General features: G+C 53.4%; 17 protein-coding genes. 5 read left to right on the forward strand and 12 right to left on the reverse strand.

All coding sequences use genetic code 11. The features are described 5' to 3' along the window. Position 1 precedes the first annotated feature (1 nt). The 8 genes from NDQ72_03085 to NDQ72_03120 form a co-directional block, all read right to left on the reverse strand. Positions 2 to 313, reverse strand: coding sequence for a hypothetical protein (locus NDQ72_03085; protein ID WKD28940.1), 312 nt, complete (start codon positions 311 to 313; stop codon positions 2 to 4). 207 nt (positions 314 to 520) lie between these two features. Then, complete coding sequence (locus tag NDQ72_03090; GenBank protein WKD28941.1) at positions 521 to 1,015, reverse strand: hypothetical protein; 495 nt, start codon at positions 1,013 to 1,015, stop codon at positions 521 to 523. Further along, on the reverse strand, positions 1,012 to 1,719 hold the full coding sequence (locus tag NDQ72_03095) for a DUF3800 domain-containing protein (protein WKD28942.1): 708 nt from the start codon (positions 1,717 to 1,719) through the stop codon (positions 1,012 to 1,014). Before NDQ72_03095 ends, NDQ72_03090 begins: the two co-directional genes overlap by 4 nt. Then, positions 1,716 to 3,041: a restriction endonuclease subunit S gene (locus tag NDQ72_03100; GenBank protein WKD28943.1), complete on the reverse strand. Its 1,326-nt coding sequence runs from the start codon at positions 3,039 to 3,041 to the stop codon at positions 1,716 to 1,718. The genes NDQ72_03095 and NDQ72_03100 overlap by 4 nt, the downstream gene beginning before the upstream one ends. A gap of 373 nt (positions 3,042 to 3,414) precedes the next feature. Further along, entirely contained in the window at positions 3,415 to 5,505 is a 2,091-nt protein-coding gene (locus tag NDQ72_03105) for a type I restriction-modification system subunit M (protein ID WKD28944.1), read from the reverse strand. A gap of 63 nt (positions 5,506 to 5,568) precedes the next feature. Further along, positions 5,569 to 6,000, reverse strand: coding sequence for a DNA polymerase III subunit chi (locus NDQ72_03110; protein WKD28945.1), 432 nt, complete (start codon positions 5,998 to 6,000; stop codon positions 5,569 to 5,571). Positions 6,001 to 6,095: 95 nt separating this feature from the next. Further along, a complete protein-coding gene (locus NDQ72_03115; protein ID WKD28946.1) occupies positions 6,096 to 7,217 on the reverse strand; it encodes a branched-chain amino acid aminotransferase in 1,122 nt (373 codons plus the stop codon). Positions 7,218 to 7,369: 152 nt separating this feature from the next. Then, positions 7,370 to 8,890, reverse strand: coding sequence for a leucyl aminopeptidase (locus NDQ72_03120; protein ID WKD28947.1), 1,521 nt, complete (start codon positions 8,888 to 8,890; stop codon positions 7,370 to 7,372). Positions 8,891 to 9,053: 163 nt separating this feature from the next. Between NDQ72_03120 and lptF the strand changes: the two genes are divergently transcribed. The 5 genes from lptF (at position 9,054) to bfr (ending at position 12,741) form a co-directional block, all read left to right on the forward strand. After that, positions 9,054 to 10,133: an LPS export ABC transporter permease LptF gene (lptF, locus tag NDQ72_03125; protein ID WKD28948.1), complete on the forward strand. Its 1,080-nt coding sequence runs from the start codon at positions 9,054 to 9,056 to the stop codon at positions 10,131 to 10,133. A 15-nt stretch (positions 10,134 to 10,148) separates the two neighbouring features. Then, positions 10,149 to 11,213 carry an LPS export ABC transporter permease LptG gene (lptG, locus tag NDQ72_03130; GenBank protein WKD28949.1) on the forward strand — a complete coding sequence of 355 codons (1,065 nt, stop codon included), beginning with the start codon at positions 10,149 to 10,151 and terminating at the stop codon, positions 11,211 to 11,213. Positions 11,214 to 11,238: 25 nt separating this feature from the next. Then, a complete protein-coding gene (locus NDQ72_03135; GenBank protein ID WKD28950.1) occupies positions 11,239 to 11,736 on the forward strand; it encodes an RDD family protein in 498 nt (165 codons plus the stop codon). 158 nt (positions 11,737 to 11,894) lie between these two features. Beyond that, entirely contained in the window at positions 11,895 to 12,101 is a 207-nt protein-coding gene (locus NDQ72_03140; protein ID WKD28951.1) for a (2Fe-2S)-binding protein, read from the forward strand. Positions 12,102 to 12,255: 154 nt separating this feature from the next. Beyond that, positions 12,256 to 12,741 carry a bacterioferritin gene (gene bfr, locus NDQ72_03145; protein ID WKD28952.1) on the forward strand — a complete coding sequence of 162 codons (486 nt, stop codon included), beginning with the start codon at positions 12,256 to 12,258 and terminating at the stop codon, positions 12,739 to 12,741. 121 nt (positions 12,742 to 12,862) lie between these two features. Here bfr and NDQ72_03150 read toward each other — a convergent pair whose 3' ends face one another. From NDQ72_03150 to NDQ72_03165, 4 genes are all read right to left on the reverse strand, one after another. Beyond that, complete coding sequence (locus NDQ72_03150) at positions 12,863 to 14,626, reverse strand: ABC transporter permease subunit (GenBank protein ID WKD28953.1); 1,764 nt, start codon at positions 14,624 to 14,626, stop codon at positions 12,863 to 12,865. A gap of 13 nt (positions 14,627 to 14,639) precedes the next feature. Next, positions 14,640 to 16,157, reverse strand: a complete 1,518-nt coding sequence (locus NDQ72_03155; protein WKD28954.1) for an ABC transporter substrate-binding protein — start codon at positions 16,155 to 16,157, stop codon at positions 14,640 to 14,642. A 67-nt stretch (positions 16,158 to 16,224) separates the two neighbouring features. Next, positions 16,225 to 17,079 (reverse strand): dipeptide/oligopeptide/nickel ABC transporter ATP-binding protein, encoded by an 855-nt coding sequence (locus NDQ72_03160; GenBank protein WKD28955.1) that lies wholly within the window; start codon positions 17,077 to 17,079, stop codon positions 16,225 to 16,227. After that, positions 17,080 to 17,901, reverse strand: coding sequence for an ABC transporter ATP-binding protein (locus tag NDQ72_03165; protein WKD28956.1), 822 nt, complete (start codon positions 17,899 to 17,901; stop codon positions 17,080 to 17,082). Between the last annotated feature and the right edge of the window lie 155 nt (positions 17,902 to 18,056).

Raw genomic sequence — 18,056 nt, forward strand, 5'->3', positions numbered from 1 at the left:
ATTATCCCTTGTTGTTTTGTTGTTGAAGCCATGCTTGGCCAGCGGCCGTTAGGCGGTATTTTTGTAGGCGGCTATTAGGTTTGTCTGGGATCGTATACTCAATTAACCCCTGCTCCAGAGCCGGATCGATATAGTGCTTGCGCACATGAGTACGATCCTTGAGTTTTAGGTGTTCCCTGAGGCTAGCATTCGAGAGTTCACCTTCTTCTGCCAACAGTCCCAGCAACCTCTCCACTGGTGGAGTGACTGGTGGAGTGACTGGTGGAGTGACTTGGTCGGTCACTTTCCCGGGCCACTCTGCTTCCGGCCGCAAGATCACCGCGCTGAACTTTTTCGTTCGCAGGGTGTAAATAATTCTTTGTTTTATATGCTTTTTTGTTGATTTTGATGCGGTTTGAGCCCCTTGCCACCTTTAAAAGCCGACTTGACAATTTGCCATATCGCTCTTATTCTCACAGTCACTCATCCGCCTGATGCGGAAGGAGCATACGAAGCCCTGCAGCAGAAATGTTGCGGGGCTTCAGTCTTTTTGATTGCGCCAAAAAGCATCTCGCTCTTTCTCGAAAGCACTGATGCGGCTTGATCTAAGGTTAGAGTAGGCGGTTTTCAGTACATAGTAATCTCGTCGCTTGCCGAGAATCACCGCGAAATCCCACTCCTCTGCCCAAATGACCACATGGGTGTCCCGTCCACGTTGGTTTTCCCACCAACTGATACCGTCTTGCTCAGCATCAGCGCCCTGAATGGCCCAAGTAATCCATCGGATTCTTTCGCAGCGCCGGAGGTCTGGTACTCTCTCTTCCTCGTTTCGATTGCCAGGATGGGGTGCCTCAGAAATTACGTGCCAGAAGCTGAAGTGCTTGCCTCGGCTCTCGGGTCGATAGGGAGCAGATACATTGCATCCTCGAAAAGTCACATCAGGCCTGACAAAGCTTTCCAGAAAGGCCTCGTAAATCGCTTCCTCGTACGATTGCCAATCCCCTTCGATCAGCAAGAGTGCGGGTGGCTCGCTCATGCAGCCTCCTGGGCACGCCAAACAAACAGATTGAATTTACGAGCGCCAGGTGGTGTGGATTGTGTCAGTGATAAACCGCTTCGATCTTTAACATGCTGGATTAACGATTGTTTTGCTTGGCTGCACTCAATACCACGAGCATGATGGGAAATTACGCCTGCCAAAACATCCGCCATCTGAACCAACAGTACATCGTGAGAGCGTACCGCCTCAATGCTCTCAATTCGCTGATTATTAAAGTCATAATGGGCGTTACATAGCACGTCGTGTACTTTTTTTAATTTAACGTTGCTATGTATATCCTTGATGTCCACGAATATCCGGAAGACATGCTGGTCGTTGATCATTCTTGTCAGCAGCAACCACCACATTTTGTAATAAAAATCATCGTGATTTTGATCGAACTTAGCATGTTCAAGTTTCTGCTTATCTGGAACCACTACTCCTCGAAAGCCTAGCGCTGGCTCATCGAAAAACAGAGAGATCAGGTCTCTATAAAATCCGAGCGTGGACGGAGATACGTGAGTCCATTTAATTTCCCGAGTAGGCAGAATGCTGTGATGTTTTTTTAACGCTTTAATGACTCTGCCGATTTGTTTGCGTTTGGCCGCAGGGCAGGAAACTGCTCCTAGCACCATTGCCGAGTGGTGGTCGTTCTCCAAATGGCAGGATTCGTCGCAATAGATATGGACGCGTTCATTCATTCCGCACCTTCCTCTCCCTGTGTTGTTAGTCTTGTTCTTCCTGTTAGAAGCTCCTGCATCATTGCTTGTTTGAGAGCGGCAGTTTTAGCTCGGCGTTGCTCCTGCATTTGCAGTTCGGCATCAATATCTGAAAGAGCTCTCGCGATGGCTATCTGTTCTTCTAACTGAGGAAGATGGAACTCCATAGCTGAAAGTGCGGAGCCATTTAGCGAGGGCAATGCTGTTGTCGAGACCAAATCACCAAGAGCTTTACGGAGTAATGCATAATAGATAAATCGCACATCCACTCTTTCAGTATTTACAATATACCCTGCCATGTTGTTATCTATGCAGCTAGGCTTGGTTAGTATCTTTTTGCGTTCTAAAAAAACTGCCGCACCAACTTTGGCAAAGACAATCGCTCCAGATGGAAACACGACGGCGCCAATCTGCTTGCGCACCGGCTCAGAGATGCAATGATTAGCTGACTCCATAAAAGTACTGTTGCCTTCATTGTTCATATCTGAAACTTTGAAAAAGGGGTATGCGCCAGAAGAGACTCCTTGGAATCTTGTCGGGAATCCGCTACCTCCTCGAAACCGCCCTATATCACCAGCTCGCACTGTCTCCCACTCCTCCTCAAACCCCGGTAGGCGGGTTTGGCCGGTGAGGAGTTGTTGCATGATGGCTTGTTTGATATCGCGCTTTTTGGCGATCAGGCGGTCCAGTTCTTCCAGCAGGGCGTCTACGTTGCTTAGAGCGGTGGCGATGGCGCGTTGTTCTTCTCTCGGCGGAACCGGAATAGGAATAGTTAGAAACTTGTCACGCGGAAGATGAGCGATACTCGTTTGGGTTACATAGTTTTTCAATACACCCTTGTCAGCCCAACGACGAAGGATGGCAACCATAAGCTTACTGTTAAATCCTTTAAGTGGCCTAAGCCTGTGAAGCGCCTTTTGATAGTAGCATTCGCTTAAAGGACTATTCCAAATCGCGGCTCTTCCTACTTCTCCGCCTTCACAAACTAGAATATCGCCCTTTTTGAGACGAAATTTTTTAAGATCACCTTGAGACATCGGGACAGTTGCAAGATCGCTAATGTCAATCTGATCCCATTGCACAGCACGGTTGCCAAGATATGGCTTTCTCACTCCAGTATTTCGCTCCGAGTCAAGCATTTTACCGAGCTGAATGGTGAATTCGTAACCTACTGAGGAGGTCTCCCAATCCTCCGGAATAACCCCAACCTCAGTCTGCTTATACCCAACAGGCAACGCAGGCTTGGCTGCCGTGAAGCCATACTTCGGTGATGCTTCTTGCACTTCCATTGCTTCGCTGCTCATGCCCACTCGACTCCCATCTTTTTCAGATGCTCATCCACCTTGGCTGAAAGCACTTCCACCCGCTGGGTGAGTTGCGGCAGGGGCGTGGCGTAGCGTTCTGATAATTGGCGCACGCGGCTGGTGAGAGTTTGGGAGACGCGTTCCAGCTCGCCCTGCACGGTGGCTTCAAGAGCGGTGAGCCATTTGTGGTCGACGACTAGGGTTTTGATTTCGGCTTCGGTGAGTTCTGGGTATTTGTCATGGGCGAGCTGGTCTAGTTCGGCGTCTTGTTCCTTGATTCGCTTTTTTAGTTCGCTTTGGCGCTTTTCCAGTTCGCTCCACTGCTTGAGGACAGTGGCCTCATCAGCGTAGTCGGGGTCTTTCTTGATCTCTTTCAGGCGCTTGGTGACTTCGCCCTTGTTGATTTTATCCAGCTCGGCAAAAGCGCCGTCTTCGCCGCCGTGCTCTTCTTCCAGCTCGGTAATCTGGCTGGCGAGGGTGTCCAGCTCGGTTTGCAACGCATCGAGCTCGGCCTGTTGGTCGGCGAAGTAGTGCGCGACGATGTAAGGCTTGGGCAGTAGATCGCACGTCCAGCCTTTATCTTTGAGCTGGCTTTTTTCTTGCCGCTGGTGATCTCTTCCTTGATGCGTCGTGTTTTGGCCACCCAGCCGTCGGCGGCGATTTCGTAGGCATCGTCTTGCAGTGTCTCGTACCAATAGTCCATCAGATGCTGGTAAATATCGTAAGGATCCAACAACGGCGCGTGGCGGAAACTGTCGAGCAGATCTTCGCCCACTTCGGTGATAAGCGCCTTGGGTTGGCCGTCTACGCCGAAAGCTCTCAGGCGCGGCGTATTACGCTCACGCCAGCCGTTGAATAGGCCGATTACCTCTTGGCGAAAGGCGGCGAACTCTTGGTGGTCCAGAATGGCGGGTTTGATGGCCTTAGCATCTATTGCCGGGTCGGCGTAGCCTGGACGGCGGTTGGGCCGAAATAGGGTTTGGCGCAACTGCGGAAATACCTGCCAGTAGGCAGCCAAACCTTGCACCGGTGGAATGGCGTGCGGGTCGCCGTCGATATCCCGTAAAGGAATGCCGCCGTTTAGGTGGGAGTGAATGTCATGCTGATCTTCTGGCTCGCTGGTATCAATGTAGCGCGGAAGATTGAGGTTGAAATCGTTTTTGAGGTCGGCGATTTCATCAAAGGGGACCATGCGGGCATAGCGCGACACATCTACCTGCTTTTTGAAAGAGTCCACCATGCGGTGGATGTCCTGCTCGCGTAGGCGGTTTTTATTGCCGTCTTTGATAAAGCCTTTTGAGGCATCAATCATAAAGATGCCTTTCCTTCCCTGGGCATTGTCCTTGTCCAGCACCAGGATGCAGGCGGGGATGCCGGTGCCGTAGAAGAGGTTGGCGGGCAAGCCGATGATGCCTTTGAGAATGCCGGAGCGCACCAGTTGCTTGCGGATGACGGCCTCGGCGTTGCCCCGGAAGAGTACACCGTGGGGCAAAATCACCGCGCCCTTACCGGTGCTGTTCATGGAGCGGATGATGTGCAGCAAGTAGGCGTAGTCGCCTTGCTTGGCAGGCGGTACGCCCCAGTTGAAGCGCTGAAACTCGTCGTCATCCGGCGTTAAGCCGGTACTCCAAGCCTTGTCGGAAAAGGGCGGATTGGCCACGACATAATCGTAGGTGCGCAGGTCTTGTCCGGTGTCACTCTTGAATTTTGGGTTAGCTAACGTATCGCCCTGCAGAATGTTGGCGCTGGGAAAGTTATGCAGGATCATGTTCATGCGGGCGAGACCGGCGGTGGTCACATCCTTTTCCTGCCCTTCCAGGGTAATGTATTTGCCCGCTTCTGCAGCGACCTTGAGCAATAGCGAGCCCGACCCGCATGTTGGATCATAAGCGGTGGTGGCAGCCACGGCGGTTTTCGGGGAAATGCCGATCACCTGGGAGATGACCCGGCTCACTTCCGAGGGGGTGTAGAACTGGCCCTTGCTCTTACCGCTTTCACTGGCAAAGTGGCGCATCAGGTATTCGTAGGCATCGCCAAGAATATCATCGTGTTCGGCGCGGTTTTTGGCAAAATCCAATTCTGGTTTCTGGAAAATGCCAATCAGGTTGGTGAGGCGATCGATCATCGCCTGGCCTTCGCCCAGCTTGTTAGGGTCGTTGAAATCCGGGAAGTCGCTGCGCGCCAGCCGGGAGTTGTTCTCGATCAAAGGCTGAATGATCTGGGTGTTGATCTTGTCGCCAATGTCGCTCTTGCCCTTGAGTTGAATCATATCCTTGAAGCTGGCGCCCTTGGGGATGACTACCGGCGGGGCAAAGTCGTCCGAATCGGCGTACTTATCCGAAATGTACTTGATAAACAGCATAAACAGGACGTAGTCCTTGTACTGGGACGCGTCCATTCCCCCGCGCAGCTCATCGCAGGAGGCCCAGAGGGAGGAGTAAAGTTCGGATTTCTTGATGGCCATATGGGTTACTTGCTCAACCTGATTTTGATTTTGATCGTACTTTTTTACCAACTATCTCAGCCATTACCGCAACTTGTGCGGCACCACTTCATGGCCCATTTCTTTATAGCGCTGCCAGCAGGCGCGTTTGGCGACCAGTACCTGCTGGTGCTGGTTGATAATTTCGGCAATGCGGGCGTAGCGTTCCACGCCGTCGGGAATGTCAGGGTGCAAGTTCAGTAGTGCGGTTTCTTGCGTTGGCACCGGAAGTTGCTGCCAGCCAAGCGTTATCGGCACGCTGGCGGCCATGTCGCTGTCTTCCAACGCGTGGGGTAGGTAGGCATCTTCACGGAACTGCCAAAGGGCCTCGTCGGCCTGTTCGGCCAGGGCTTTATCTTCGCAGTGCAGGTGCAACCGATAGCCTTTGCGGTGGATGGTTTCTGCTAGCTTGCAAGCAAACTGGAGGCGCGCTTCCAGGGTCGTGTCAGGAAGAATATAAAAATCGATACGTGCCATCAAAGGCTCCAGCGGTGTTAACACGCTTAAAAGCTTCGCCTCCGTTGTGCGGCGACGAAGCTCTGGGTCATACCAGCCGATTTAATCCGACTGTTTTATACCAACCGGGTGAGCCAGCCGTGTTTGTCTTCGCTGTGGCCATACTGTATGTCGAGCAGTTTTTTGCGCAGGCGCATGGCAATGTCGTTGCTGCCATCGCCCTGTAAGCGAATACGTTCGTTTTCGGTGACCAATTCGCCAATCGGGGTAATGACCGCGGCTGTGCCGCAGGCGAACACTTCGGTAATCTCGCCAGATGCTGCACCTTCGCGCCATTCGTCAATGCTGATGGCGCGCTCTTCCGGTGTTAAACCAGCCTCTTTTGCCAGAGTAAGCACAGAGTTGCGGGTAACGCCTTCCAAAATGGTATCGGTTAGTCGAGGAGTTACCAGACGCCCATCCTTATAGACGAAGAACAGGTTCATACCGCCCAGCTCTTCGAGCCACTTGTTTTCGGCAGCATCCAAAAACGCGACCTGGCCGCAACCGTTGGCCGTGGCTTCTTGTTGCGCTGCCAACGATGCCGCGTAGTTACCGCCACACTTGGCAAAGCCGGTACCGCCAGGAGCTGCGCGCTTGTAGTGGGAAGAGAGCCAAATGGAAACTGGCTTAAGGCCACCTTTGAAGTAGGCCGCGGCAGGGGAGGCAATCACGTAGTAATCTACTTCGTGAGCCGCACGTACGCCTAAGAAAGCTTCCGAAGCAATCATAAACGGACGCAGATAGAGGCTGCACTCGTCGGTATCGCTGGAAGGTGTGGGAACCCAGGCATGGTCTTGGGCCAGCAGCGCTTTCAGCGAACCGATGAAATCTTCATCGGAAAGCTCCGGAAGTGCCAAACGCCGAGCGCTACGGCGGAAACGCTCGGCGTTTTTCTCTGGGCGGAACGTCCAGATGGAGCCATCAGCATGACGGTAAGCTTTAACTCCTTCGAAAATTTCCTGACCGTAGTGCAACACCGAGGCCGCTGGGTCGAGGGTTAATGGACCATAAGGGCGTACTTGGTGGCCGTGCCAGTCGGCGTCGACTGTCCAGCGGACATGGGCCATGTGGTCAGTGAAATACTTACCAAAACCTGGGTTTTGCAGAATGCTGTTACGAATCTCATCGGCCATCGGTTGGTTGGACGGCAGTATTTCAAAATGTGATTCAAGTTGGGTGTCTGAAGCTGTGGGCACGGCGTATTCTCTCCGCTATAGCCTGGCCCCGAAGGGCAAGAGTTAGTGTTTATATGGTGTAGCGTGCGTCCTGAAAACAGCACGCACGCTAATGCCCTTAGATGTAACGTTTACGTCAACGAATGGCAACCGTTGATCGCCTGATTGTGGTGTTAACCGTCGCTATTTTCTACTTGTGCATCGGCCTCACGATCAAGCAAGTACTGGGTTAGTAGCCCAACCGGGCGGCCGGTAGCGCCTTTTTGCTTGCCGGAGTGCCAGGCGGTGCCAGCGATATCCAGATGTGCCCAGGGGAAGTGATCGGCAAAGCGCGACAGGAAACACGCTGCCGTAATGGTGCCTGCCGGGCGGCCACCAATATTGGCCAAGTCGGCGAAGTTGGAATCTAGCTGTTCCTGATATTCATCCCATAGCGGCAGATGCCAAGCACGATCCCAAGCCGCTTCGCCAGCGTCCAACAGGTCAAGTGCCAGATCGTCATCGTTGGAAAGCAGCCCCGTTGCGTGATGGCCTAGGCCGATAATGACCGCGCCAGTGAGGGTGGCAATATCAACCACGCTGGCCGGGGTAAAGCGCTCTGCGTAGGTAAGCGCATCGCACAGCACCAAGCGGCCTTCGGCATCGGTGTTGAGCACTTCAACCGTCAATCCTTTCAGGGTTGTGATAATGTCGCCGGGTTTGGTGGCCGCACCGTCAGGCATGTTTTCAGCAGCGGCAACAATAAACACCACATTTAGCTTGGGTTTTATGGCGAGCACTGCTTTTACGGTGCCGAATACGCTCGCCGCACCGCCCATGTCGAACTTCATTTCATCCATGCCTTCGCCGGGCTTCAACGAAATACCACCGGTATCGAAGGTAATGCCTTTGCCCACGAGCACATGGGGCGCTTCTCCAGGGTTTTCCGCACCCTGGTATTTCATCACGATCAGGCGTGTCGGCTCTTGACTACCGCGCCCAACAGACAGCAGTGAACCAGCGCCCAGCGCTTCCAGCGCCTCTTCATCTAAGATGTCAACCTCAAGGGCGCCTTGGGAATCACGGCCTAACTGCTCGGCTTGCTCGGCAAGATAACGAGGTGTGCAGACATTACCCGGCAAGTTACCTAAGGTGCGGGTGACGTTGATACCTTGGCCAATGGCGGTGCCCAGTGAAGCCCCTTGTTTGGCCATCGGTGCTTCGTCGGCATCGCTGACAATCAGGTTCAGCTTGGTCAGGCTGGGAGCTTTTGCGGGTGATGATTTGAACTGGTCAAAGCGATAAACAGCGCGCTCCGCCGCTTCGAGTGTTTTACGAGCTTTCCAAGCAGTGTCGCGATCCTCTAGAGGAACGTCTGTAAACGTAGCGCTAGCTTCATCAATTGGCAGTTTGGTTAACGCTGCCATGGCGGCGTCTAAGGCTTTGATAAACGCTGCTTCCTGGCATTTGGCACGTTCGCCCAGGCCAACAAGCAATAAACGTTCGGCGCCCAGGCCAGGCGCAAAGGGGACAAGCTGCACATTGCCCAGCGAGGCATCAAAGTCGCCACGGTCAAGCAACTGGCCAATTAGCCGCTCGCTCGCATCGTCTAATTTGGCAACGGCGGGCAATAGGTTGCTACCTTTAAAGACAGGCAAAACGAGGCAAGCCGTTTCGGCTTTGGCTGGGTTCGCGGTCTGAACGGAAAATTCCATGACGTCTCCAACAAGACAAGCATCGAGTGTTTCGGGATAATGCCCCGTTACTTGGGTTTTTGATAATCGGTTTTTAATAACAGGTTTTTGATAGCAGTTAGATTAGTGTACCCAAGCCATGGGCGCATTGCATTGCAACCTGCGCTACTAGCCGGAGAGTGCGTTGATTTTATTTCGGTACTTAACTCGCGAAGTATTACTGACGATGTCAGCGGTGGCTGGGATTTTGCTACTGGTCATCATGGGTAGCCGTTTTATTCGCTATTTCTCTGATGCGGCAGAGGGTGACATTCCAGTCACTATCTTAGGCAGCCTGATGGTTTTTCACCTGCCAGGATTCATGGAACTGATTCTACCGCTATCTTTTTTCCTGGGAATATTGCTGGCCTATGGTCAGCTTTATATGAACAGTGAAATTACCGTGATGGTGGCTTGTGGTATGAGCCCTATGCGGCTGTTGCGAGTAACGCTGCTGCCTGCTTCGGTCGTGGCGATGCTGGTGGGGCTGTGTAGTTTGTGGCTAACACCGGCGGGCGCGTTACAAACTGAGGCCACGCTTGAAGAGCAGCGCAGTCGATTGGATGTGTCAGTACTGGCACCCGGGCGTTTCCAGGATTTTGGTGGAGGACGTACCGCTTACATCAGCGATTTCAGCAGCGATGGCACTGAAATGCAGGAAGTGCTGGTTCATGAGCAGCCCGTGGCTGGGGCGGAAAAGACTCATAGCTACGTGACCCGGGCTGGTTCTGGTTATCAAGAAACCAGTATGGAAACCGGCAGCCGTTTTCTCGTGCTGGAGGATGGCGAGCGCTATGGCGTAACGCCAGGTAAACAGGCTGCCGAGCGGTTAACGTTTGAGCGCTACACATTGCGCCTGGGCTTGAGTCGAAATCGACAAGAGCTGGATGCCTTAGAGTACGCGACCACGACTGAACTATGGAACGACCCCAGTCCTCGTGCCCAAGCGCAATTTCAGTGGCGAGCGGGGTTGCCGTTAATGGTGTTTGTTTTGGCATTACTAGCTCAGCCGCTTTCCAGAGTAAACCCACGTCAGGGACGGTTTGCCAAACTACTGCCTGCCGTTTTTCTTTACGTCGCTTATTTAAGCCTGCTATTGGCCGCGGTGGATGCGGTCGGTAAGGGCGCGCTGGAAGTTGCGCTGGGGGTTTGGCCGGTACACGGGCTGTTTTTGGCGCTTGGCTGCCTGCTGCTATGGCACTCGCAACGTAAAGGAATGCGCTAATGAAGGGGCTAATTCATGCTTGCTGATCGTCTTGATCGTTATATTGCCCGCAATGTGTTGGCGGCCATCATTGTCGTCCAGTTTGTCCTGCTTGGCTTGGATATCACCATCGCCTATATCGGTGATTTAGGCGACACCCAAGGTAACTATACCGCGTTAGACGTGTTGATTTATCTGGGCATGCGTCTGCCTTGGCGATTTTATCAATACGCTCCGGTGGCGGTGTTGATTGGTGCGCTGATTGGCATGGGGAGCATGGCATCCAGCAACGAGTTCACGGTGATGCGTGCCGCTGGCCGATCGCTTGCGCGGATTGTCTGGGGGGTCATGAAGCCGGTGCTATTAGTGGTCGTGGTGGTGCTGCTGGTCGCCGAGTTTGTATCTCCCCGTACGGAGCAGTTTGCCGAGGCATGGCGTTTAGAGCAGCGCCAGGGGGAAGGGACGCTGCTAACTAGCCGGAGTGGTTGGCAGTTTGAAGGAGAAAGCGTGTATCGCTTTGGCGCTATTCGTGCGGATAACGTGGTGCTGGATTTAACACGCTATCGTTTTGATGAGCGTCGGCTAATTGAGGCTACCCATGCGAATCGCGCGCATTGGGAAGAGGGTGCATGGCAGCTGGAAGGCGTTACCACTACGCGCATTTTTGATGATCATACAGAGTCGGAGTATCAGCAACATACAGGTTGGGATACTGCGTTAACGCCCACCCAATTGGAACGTTTGCTGCGTGATGTCGAGAGCCAAGCGCCCAGCGAGCTGTGGGCCTACGCCAACTTTTTGCAAAGCCAAAACCTCCAAGCTGACCAACCACTGCTCTATTTCTGGCAAAAGGTGCTGATGCCGCTAACGATGGGATCACTGGTATTAATCGCCGCTTCCTTTGTGTTTGGCCCGCTGCGTACGGTGGCCGCAGGTACGCGAGTGTTTTATGGCGTGGTGACCGGTCTGATTTTTAAATATGTACAAGACCTGCTGGCACCAGCATCAACCATCTTTGGTTTTTCGCCTGTGTGGGCGGTGTTGGTGCCAACTCTTGCCTGTGCGGCGGTAGGTATTTATTTCTTACACCGCAACGGCTAGTTGCGGCGGCGATACGTGAATGAGGATGAGCATAGTGACGAGCATGGTGACGAACCCCCGGCGCTTTACCCAATTAGATAGCGTTTGGCCTGCTGGGTTAAGCCGTCGTTTAGGCGCGATGCTGTACGACGGATTTTTGGTCACAGCCATTTGGCTCGCTGTGACGGTGGCTCATCTGGCTTTTTTTCGCTTTGTGCTGGGGCAGCAGGCTGACGAGATAGGCACAACTCAATTTGATATCTGGAGCCTTAGACTGATGTTGCTGTTCTTTGTCACGCTATTCTTTGTCTATTCGTGGCGGCGTGGCGGCATGACGTTAGGGATGCAGGCATGGCGGCTGCGGGTGCAAACCACCGATGGCCATGCGATTACACTTAAGCAAAGTCTAATTCGCTGTGTGACAGCCTGGCTTTCCCTGGCCGCGTTTGGCATTGGTTACTGGTGGGTTTTGTTTGATCGGCAACGCAGAAGCTGGCCAGATATCGCCTCTAATACGCAAACCGTGGTGTTACCGAAAAAATAATTTTACCGCCTGTTTTGCTAAAAATATTGCTATGACAAGGCGTTATCATATGGCTCATTTTTATTAAGACGAATAGCTACCAAAAAGCATCTATTTCTACTTGAAAAGATGTATGCGAATCATTTACATTCATCTCATGATCTTTATGAGGTGTTGCCATGTACGTTTGCGTGTGCAAGGGAGTAACCGACCATCAGATTCGCCAGCACGTTAGCGATGGAGCGCGTAGTTGGCGAGAAGTACGTGAGGCCACGGGTTGCGGAACCCAGTGCGGAAAATGCGCTTGTTTTGCTAAATCGCTAACCCGTGAAGCGGTTCAGGAGGCTCGTTGCGAACCGGATATGAGTCTCGCTTACGCTGTGTGACGCGAATCACTATTGTTAGATTTATCGTTAGCAACTATATGATTCTTTTGAATTTTTAGTCATTTCCTATATACTCCCAGCATCGTTGGGAGTAAGCCTATTTATGGCCTATACTCTCTAGTTAGCGTAATCGCACACTAAGAAAGGTGACGTCATGAAAGGTGATCCCAAGGTTATTCAGCATCTCAATATCGCCCTCGGCAATGAACTGGTAGCCATCAACCAGTATTTTCTGCATGCCAAAATGTACAAAGACTGGGGCTTTAAAGAGCTTGCTAAGTGGGAATACGATGAGTCCATTGAAGAAATGCAACACGCCGATAAACTAATCGAGCGTATTTTGTTCCTTGAAGGCATTCCTAATCTTCAGGATCTAGGCAAACTACATATCGGCGAAAATGTAAAAGAAATGCTCGAAAGTGATTTGAAAATCGAGCACGACGGCCGCAAGGACTACATCGAAGCAATTACCTACTGTGAAAGCGTTAAGGATTATGTAACGCGCGATCTACTGCGTGACCTGCTTGCCGATGAAGAAAGTCATATTGATCATATCGAAACGCAGCTTGGTCTGATCGATAAAGTAGGTATTCAAAATTACCTACAAAAACATATGCAGTTGGCGACTGACGAAGAGTAACGCTTGTTAATTTAATTAAAGCGGTATTGTTCAATTAAAGCGTCAATCTGCAAAACGGGCAGCCATGTGGCTGCCCGTTTTTTTGGCTGTTTACGTCTTCTACTTTTGAGCTTGGATACTGCTAGCGAGATAGTTTGCTTAAGCCCACTAGGTTTGAAAGTGACACCGCTAGTACCGATAGCAAAATCAGTGCTAATGCGGGAATCAGCACCGCCCAAGGCGCTCGCTCAATATAGGGCATACCTTCGGCAAGGATTAACCCCCACTCTGGCGAAGGTGGGCGTGGCCCCAGACCGAGAAAGCCAAGTGCAGCCAAGGCCAGCGCCACGCCAGGTAAGCGCAGCATGGCGTGGCGAAACACTGGGCCAAGCACTGCCGGTAAGATGTAGCGGCCCATTAAGCGTAAATGACCCACGCCTAGCATTGGCGTAATGCGAACGTGGGGCTGGGCTTTCACTTCCGCCACCAGTGCCGCTGTGTGCGCTGCAAGCGGAGCCCAAGCGACGGCTGTTACCGCAATGATCGCGCCGCTAGCACTTGGCCCTATTAGCCCCGCAACAATCAACCCCGCAATGGTGGGGGGCGTTGCCTTGGTGATTTCAATAGGACCCGTGGCTAGCTTGGGGGCTAGTCCAATCAGTAGCCCTATTACTAGCGAAAAGAAGACGACGACTGTTGCCATGCCCATGGTGGACAGCGCTCCGTGAGCTACTCGCGCCAAAATATCGCGCCCAGTGCCGTCGGCGCCTAATGGTAACGCAAAGCTTGGTGACTCTAAGCGCATAAACGCGGAGCTAAACGGGTCACGCCCCATCCCCGCTACGATTAGCACAAAGAGCAGCAATATCGCGATGGTGGGTACAACCCATGCCCTACGCTGAATATTCTGTTCGCTATGCGCCACGGGCAGAGCCCCAAGCTGAAAAGCACGGCCCAGTAACAGCACGCGACCAATATTGGCCAAGCTGCCTAATATAATGGCGATAATCAGCAGAATCAGAATGCCAGTTTGTAGTGCGGGAAGGTCCTGGGCCGATGCTGCGCCAAGCGTTGCTCGACCCAGGCCTGGAATAGAGAATACCTGTTCGACGGCAATGGCTCCTCCCGTCAGACCCACCATTACCATGCCGACCTGAGGCATCAGGCTGGGTAAGGTGCGTCGTAGTGCGGCCATGACAATTCGGCTGCGTGAAAAGCCTGCTACGTTCCAGGTAGCGACCCAGCGCTCGCTGAAGGTGGCTGCAAGGCCATCGCTAAACAAGCGCCCCAACAGACCGCCTGCCGGAAGGCCCAGCGCAAAGGCGGGCAATAGGGCATAACTTAAACCTCGCCAGCCGTAAGGCGGTAGCCAGTTTAGCCATGCCGCAAACACGACTAGCAGTAGTGAGGCGAGTAGAAACTCAGGCAGAGCCGTCAGAGCTGCACCAATGGCACCGGAAGAGTGGCTGACCTGACCTCGCAAGCCACGCCGCACCACAGGGATGCAGATCAGCGTAGCGGTAACCACCGCTACCAGCATGCCAAAGGTCATTAGCGTCAGTGATACCTGGGCGCTCTTTAACATGCCCGGTAGCACCGGTGCGCCGGAGACCCAGGAATTGCCTGCATCGCCATGCAGCAGACCCAGCAGCCAGCTTTGTAGTTTTTCGAAGGGGCCAAGATCCAGGCCTAACTGAGCACGAATGGCTGCTAAAGCTTCGGGGGTGGCTTCCTGCTCAGCAGAGCGTGCCCGCAAAATGCTCAGTGCAGGGTCGCGGCCGGATAACCACGGCAGTAGCCCCACCAGCACCACCACGCTGGCTAGTGTAACCAAACGTGAGAGCAGCGGAATAAAGGGCGTGATACGCAAGCTGCGCCATAGGCGCAGCGGTATTGCGGTTGTCATGCGTGGCGTACCCTTAGGAGTCACTGGCGACGTCGATGGTTGTCTGCTCAGTGATCAGCGCACGCTCGCGGGGGTCTCGCTCGGCGTTAGAGATCCGTGCCGACTCGCCCTGAATAACGCGTTCGTGGAGCATCGGAATAGCCGCATCGGTGCGTAAAATAGCTGCTTCCGCCTCGATAATTGCCTGGCGGCGCTCATCTCCTGTGGGCAGCATGGCGGCATTGGCTAACGCTTCATCGACGGCGGGGTCACACAGCTGGGCGATGTTGAAAGAGCCCGCACAAGCGAAGTCGCTGAACATATAGGCCACCGGGTCGCCTGAATCGAGGACGGTGGCACGCGAAAGAATAAAGGCGTCAAACTCACCGGCTAAGGCGTCTGCTTCTATATGCGCGTACTCACGCACTTCTTGGTTAACGTTAAAACCCGCACGGGTCAGCTGCTGTTCAAGCAGTACAGCCACTTCGGGCAGTTCGGCGCGGTCAGTAAAAGTCGCCAGGGTGATGTCTGTACCGTTTGGCTCGCTGGGAGCAGTGCGATCTTCAAGCGGGGTGCGATAGTCGCTTGCCCACGCTAGTGCCGGGCCGAGTAACCCTTCGGCAATATCCGCGCGCCCTTCGTAAACGGTATTCACAATAGCGGAGCGGTCTATTGCTTCACGAACGGCTGCGCGAAGGCCTGGGTCGGTCATTGGGCCTGACTCGGTATTTAGGTAAAGCGTATTGGTGCGTGGCATGGGCACTTCGTGGACTAACTCTGGGTCAAGCAGCGCCACCTGGGATACCGGGATCGCTTCAACCACATCGGCTGCACTGGTTCTCAAAGCTGCCGCCCGGGCGGTGCCATCGGGGACATAATCGGCATCAATACCGGCCACTTTGGCGGGTTCGCCCCAGTAGCCATCAAAGCGATCCAGGTGGGCGCTGCTCGTGCCGTTGATCTCTGTTAATACGAACGGGCCGGTACCTGCTTTGATGGGATTAACCCGGCCATCCTCGCCATAGGCGCTGGCGGCTAAAATCGCTAGTTGGGGGCTTGAAAGGCGGTTGGGGATCAGTGGGTCTTCGTTTTTCGTGCGCACAATCACCGCGTTATCACCATCGGCTTCGATGGTCATGTTCACGCCATCTAAAATGCGTGGCTTGGGAGCGGCCTGGGTGGCTGCAGTGAGAGCGTTCACTACGTCGCTAACGGTCAGTGTCGTACCATCATGAAAGTTGACCCCATCGCGAATCACAAACCGCCATGTATGGCCGTCGAGCTGCTCCCACTCGGTGGCCAGAAATGGCTGTGGGTCGCTGCTGGCATCCAACCGAATGAGTGTTTCCGCCGTGCTCCAGCGCGATAGTTTGAAAGCATCATCGGAAAGTGGCGTTAATCCCGAGCGAGGTGGCTGCAGCATCGCTAGGCTGATTCGTTCACCGGCCTCTGCAGATGTGGTGTCACGCTGTTCATCAAAACAACCGGCCAGCAGTAACGGGGCGGCAAGGGCAATAGGCAGGGAAAGGCGCAGCGGACGGGGTAACATCATAAAACTCCAGTTGAAGTGACGGGCAGGAAAAACGGGTAGAAAAAATAAAAAAGTCACAGATACGTTATTAAAGTGCTTCTAACTCAGCTGCATTGCAGTTTGGATGCGCACAAGTAGGTAGCTGCGCAACGGCATTGATTAGCGAACGCGTAGTCGGGTGATGGGGGGCGCGCCAAAGCGCTGCCGTTGAACGGTCTTCAACTATTTTGCCGTCATCCATGACCAGCGTGCGTTGGCACAATTGGGTGACCACCGATAAATCATGGGACACCATCAGTAGCCCTGTGCCGCTTTCATCGCATAGTTTTTTCAGTACGCTAATCACCTGCGCGCGAACCGGTAGATCTAGGCCGCTCAGTGGCTCATCGGCGAGCAAAAAGCGTGGGCGCGTAGCAATCGCACGGGCAATGGCGACCCGTTGAGCCTGGCCGCCGGAAAGCTCATGAGGCAAACGGTCCAAAAAACGTGCATCCAAGCCGACTTGCTCCAGCGCTTCTCTGGCACGTTCTCCCGGGGCGCAATCAACGTTCAGCCTTATTAATGGCTCGGCCACTAGCGCTCGAACACTCATGCGAGGATCAAGGGAGGCGCCGGGGTCTTGGGGAATATACTGAACAGCTCGACGGTACCATCTAAGCTTGGCCGTGGAGGCGGGACGTACCGTTTTATGCAGACAAGTAATCGAACCAGTATCGGGCGCTTCAATCGCTAACAGTGAGCGCAGTAATGTCGTTTTTCCCGACCCTGACAAGCCGACTAGTCCGACACGTTCACCCGGATAAAGCGTCAGGCTGATGTTATTCATGACTTGTTTGCGTTCACCCGCCCGCCAAAAAACAGTGCGGGGTAAAGAGACGCTTTTATAGAGCCCGTTTGCTGAGAGGAAGGCTTCCTGGCACTTAAAAAGTGGATGGCTCTGCATTTAGGCACTCTTCAAATAGTCAGTTGGGACTATTTCAGGCGGTTGCACATTATGTGCCGCCGCTACTAGCGCTTGGGTGAAGGGGGGCTGCGGGGAGGTGATTAGGGTGTCTAACTCGCCGCTTTCGATCATCCTTCCTTGTTTAATAATGACCGCCCGTTGGCATAGCTGCGCTGCCGCGTGTAGATCATGGGTGATAAATAGCAGCGCAGATGCTGCGCTGTCAGTATGTTGACGTAAGGCACGTAACACTTGGGATTGAGTGACGACATCGAGCGCAGTGGTAGGCTCATCGGCAACCATGAGCGACGTTTGGCACGCCATGGCCAGGGCAATACAGACCCGCTGACGCTGCCCGCCAGAAAGCTCTGCTGGGGTGCGCTTGATTAACTGTTTAGGGGCTGGAAGGTCCAGTGACGCGAGAAGTGCCACTGCGGCGTCAGTCGCGGCTTGGCGCGATAGACCATGATGGCGTAAAAAGGGTTCCCGCAGCTGGGAACTGATAGAAACCAAGGGATTAAGCGCCGAAAGGGAATCCTGAAACACCATTGATACCCGAGAGTTTTTGGGCCGCTGTGTTGCTGGTGTCGCAATCGCTTCTTGGTCTTGGATCCGTATGCTTCCCTGAGCTTGCGCATTGGGGGGCAGCAAACCGAGCACAGCGTTAGCCGTGAACGATTTTCCCGAGCCAGATGCACCCAGTAGGCAAACTCGCTCGCCGGGCATAACATCAAACGAGAGCCCATCGACAACCTGTTGCTGGCCGATTTTAATGCGCAGATCACGCACGGATAACACGGGGTCGCTGCACACTGAAACCATCGCTTGCTGAACCGCTCAATAAGATATTTTAGTTATGATATAACATTGGTTGGTTGAGCATCAATCTATGCGTTAATACTGCGTCTAAAAAGCGTGTTTCAGTGGTTAAAACAACGAGTCAAAACAGCGAGTCTAAAAGTGGTCGAAATGAAGCT

Origin of the sequence: Halomonas sp. KG2, from assembly GCA_030440445.1 — a bacterium.
Classification (GTDB): Bacteria; Pseudomonadota; Gammaproteobacteria; order Pseudomonadales; family Halomonadaceae; genus Vreelandella.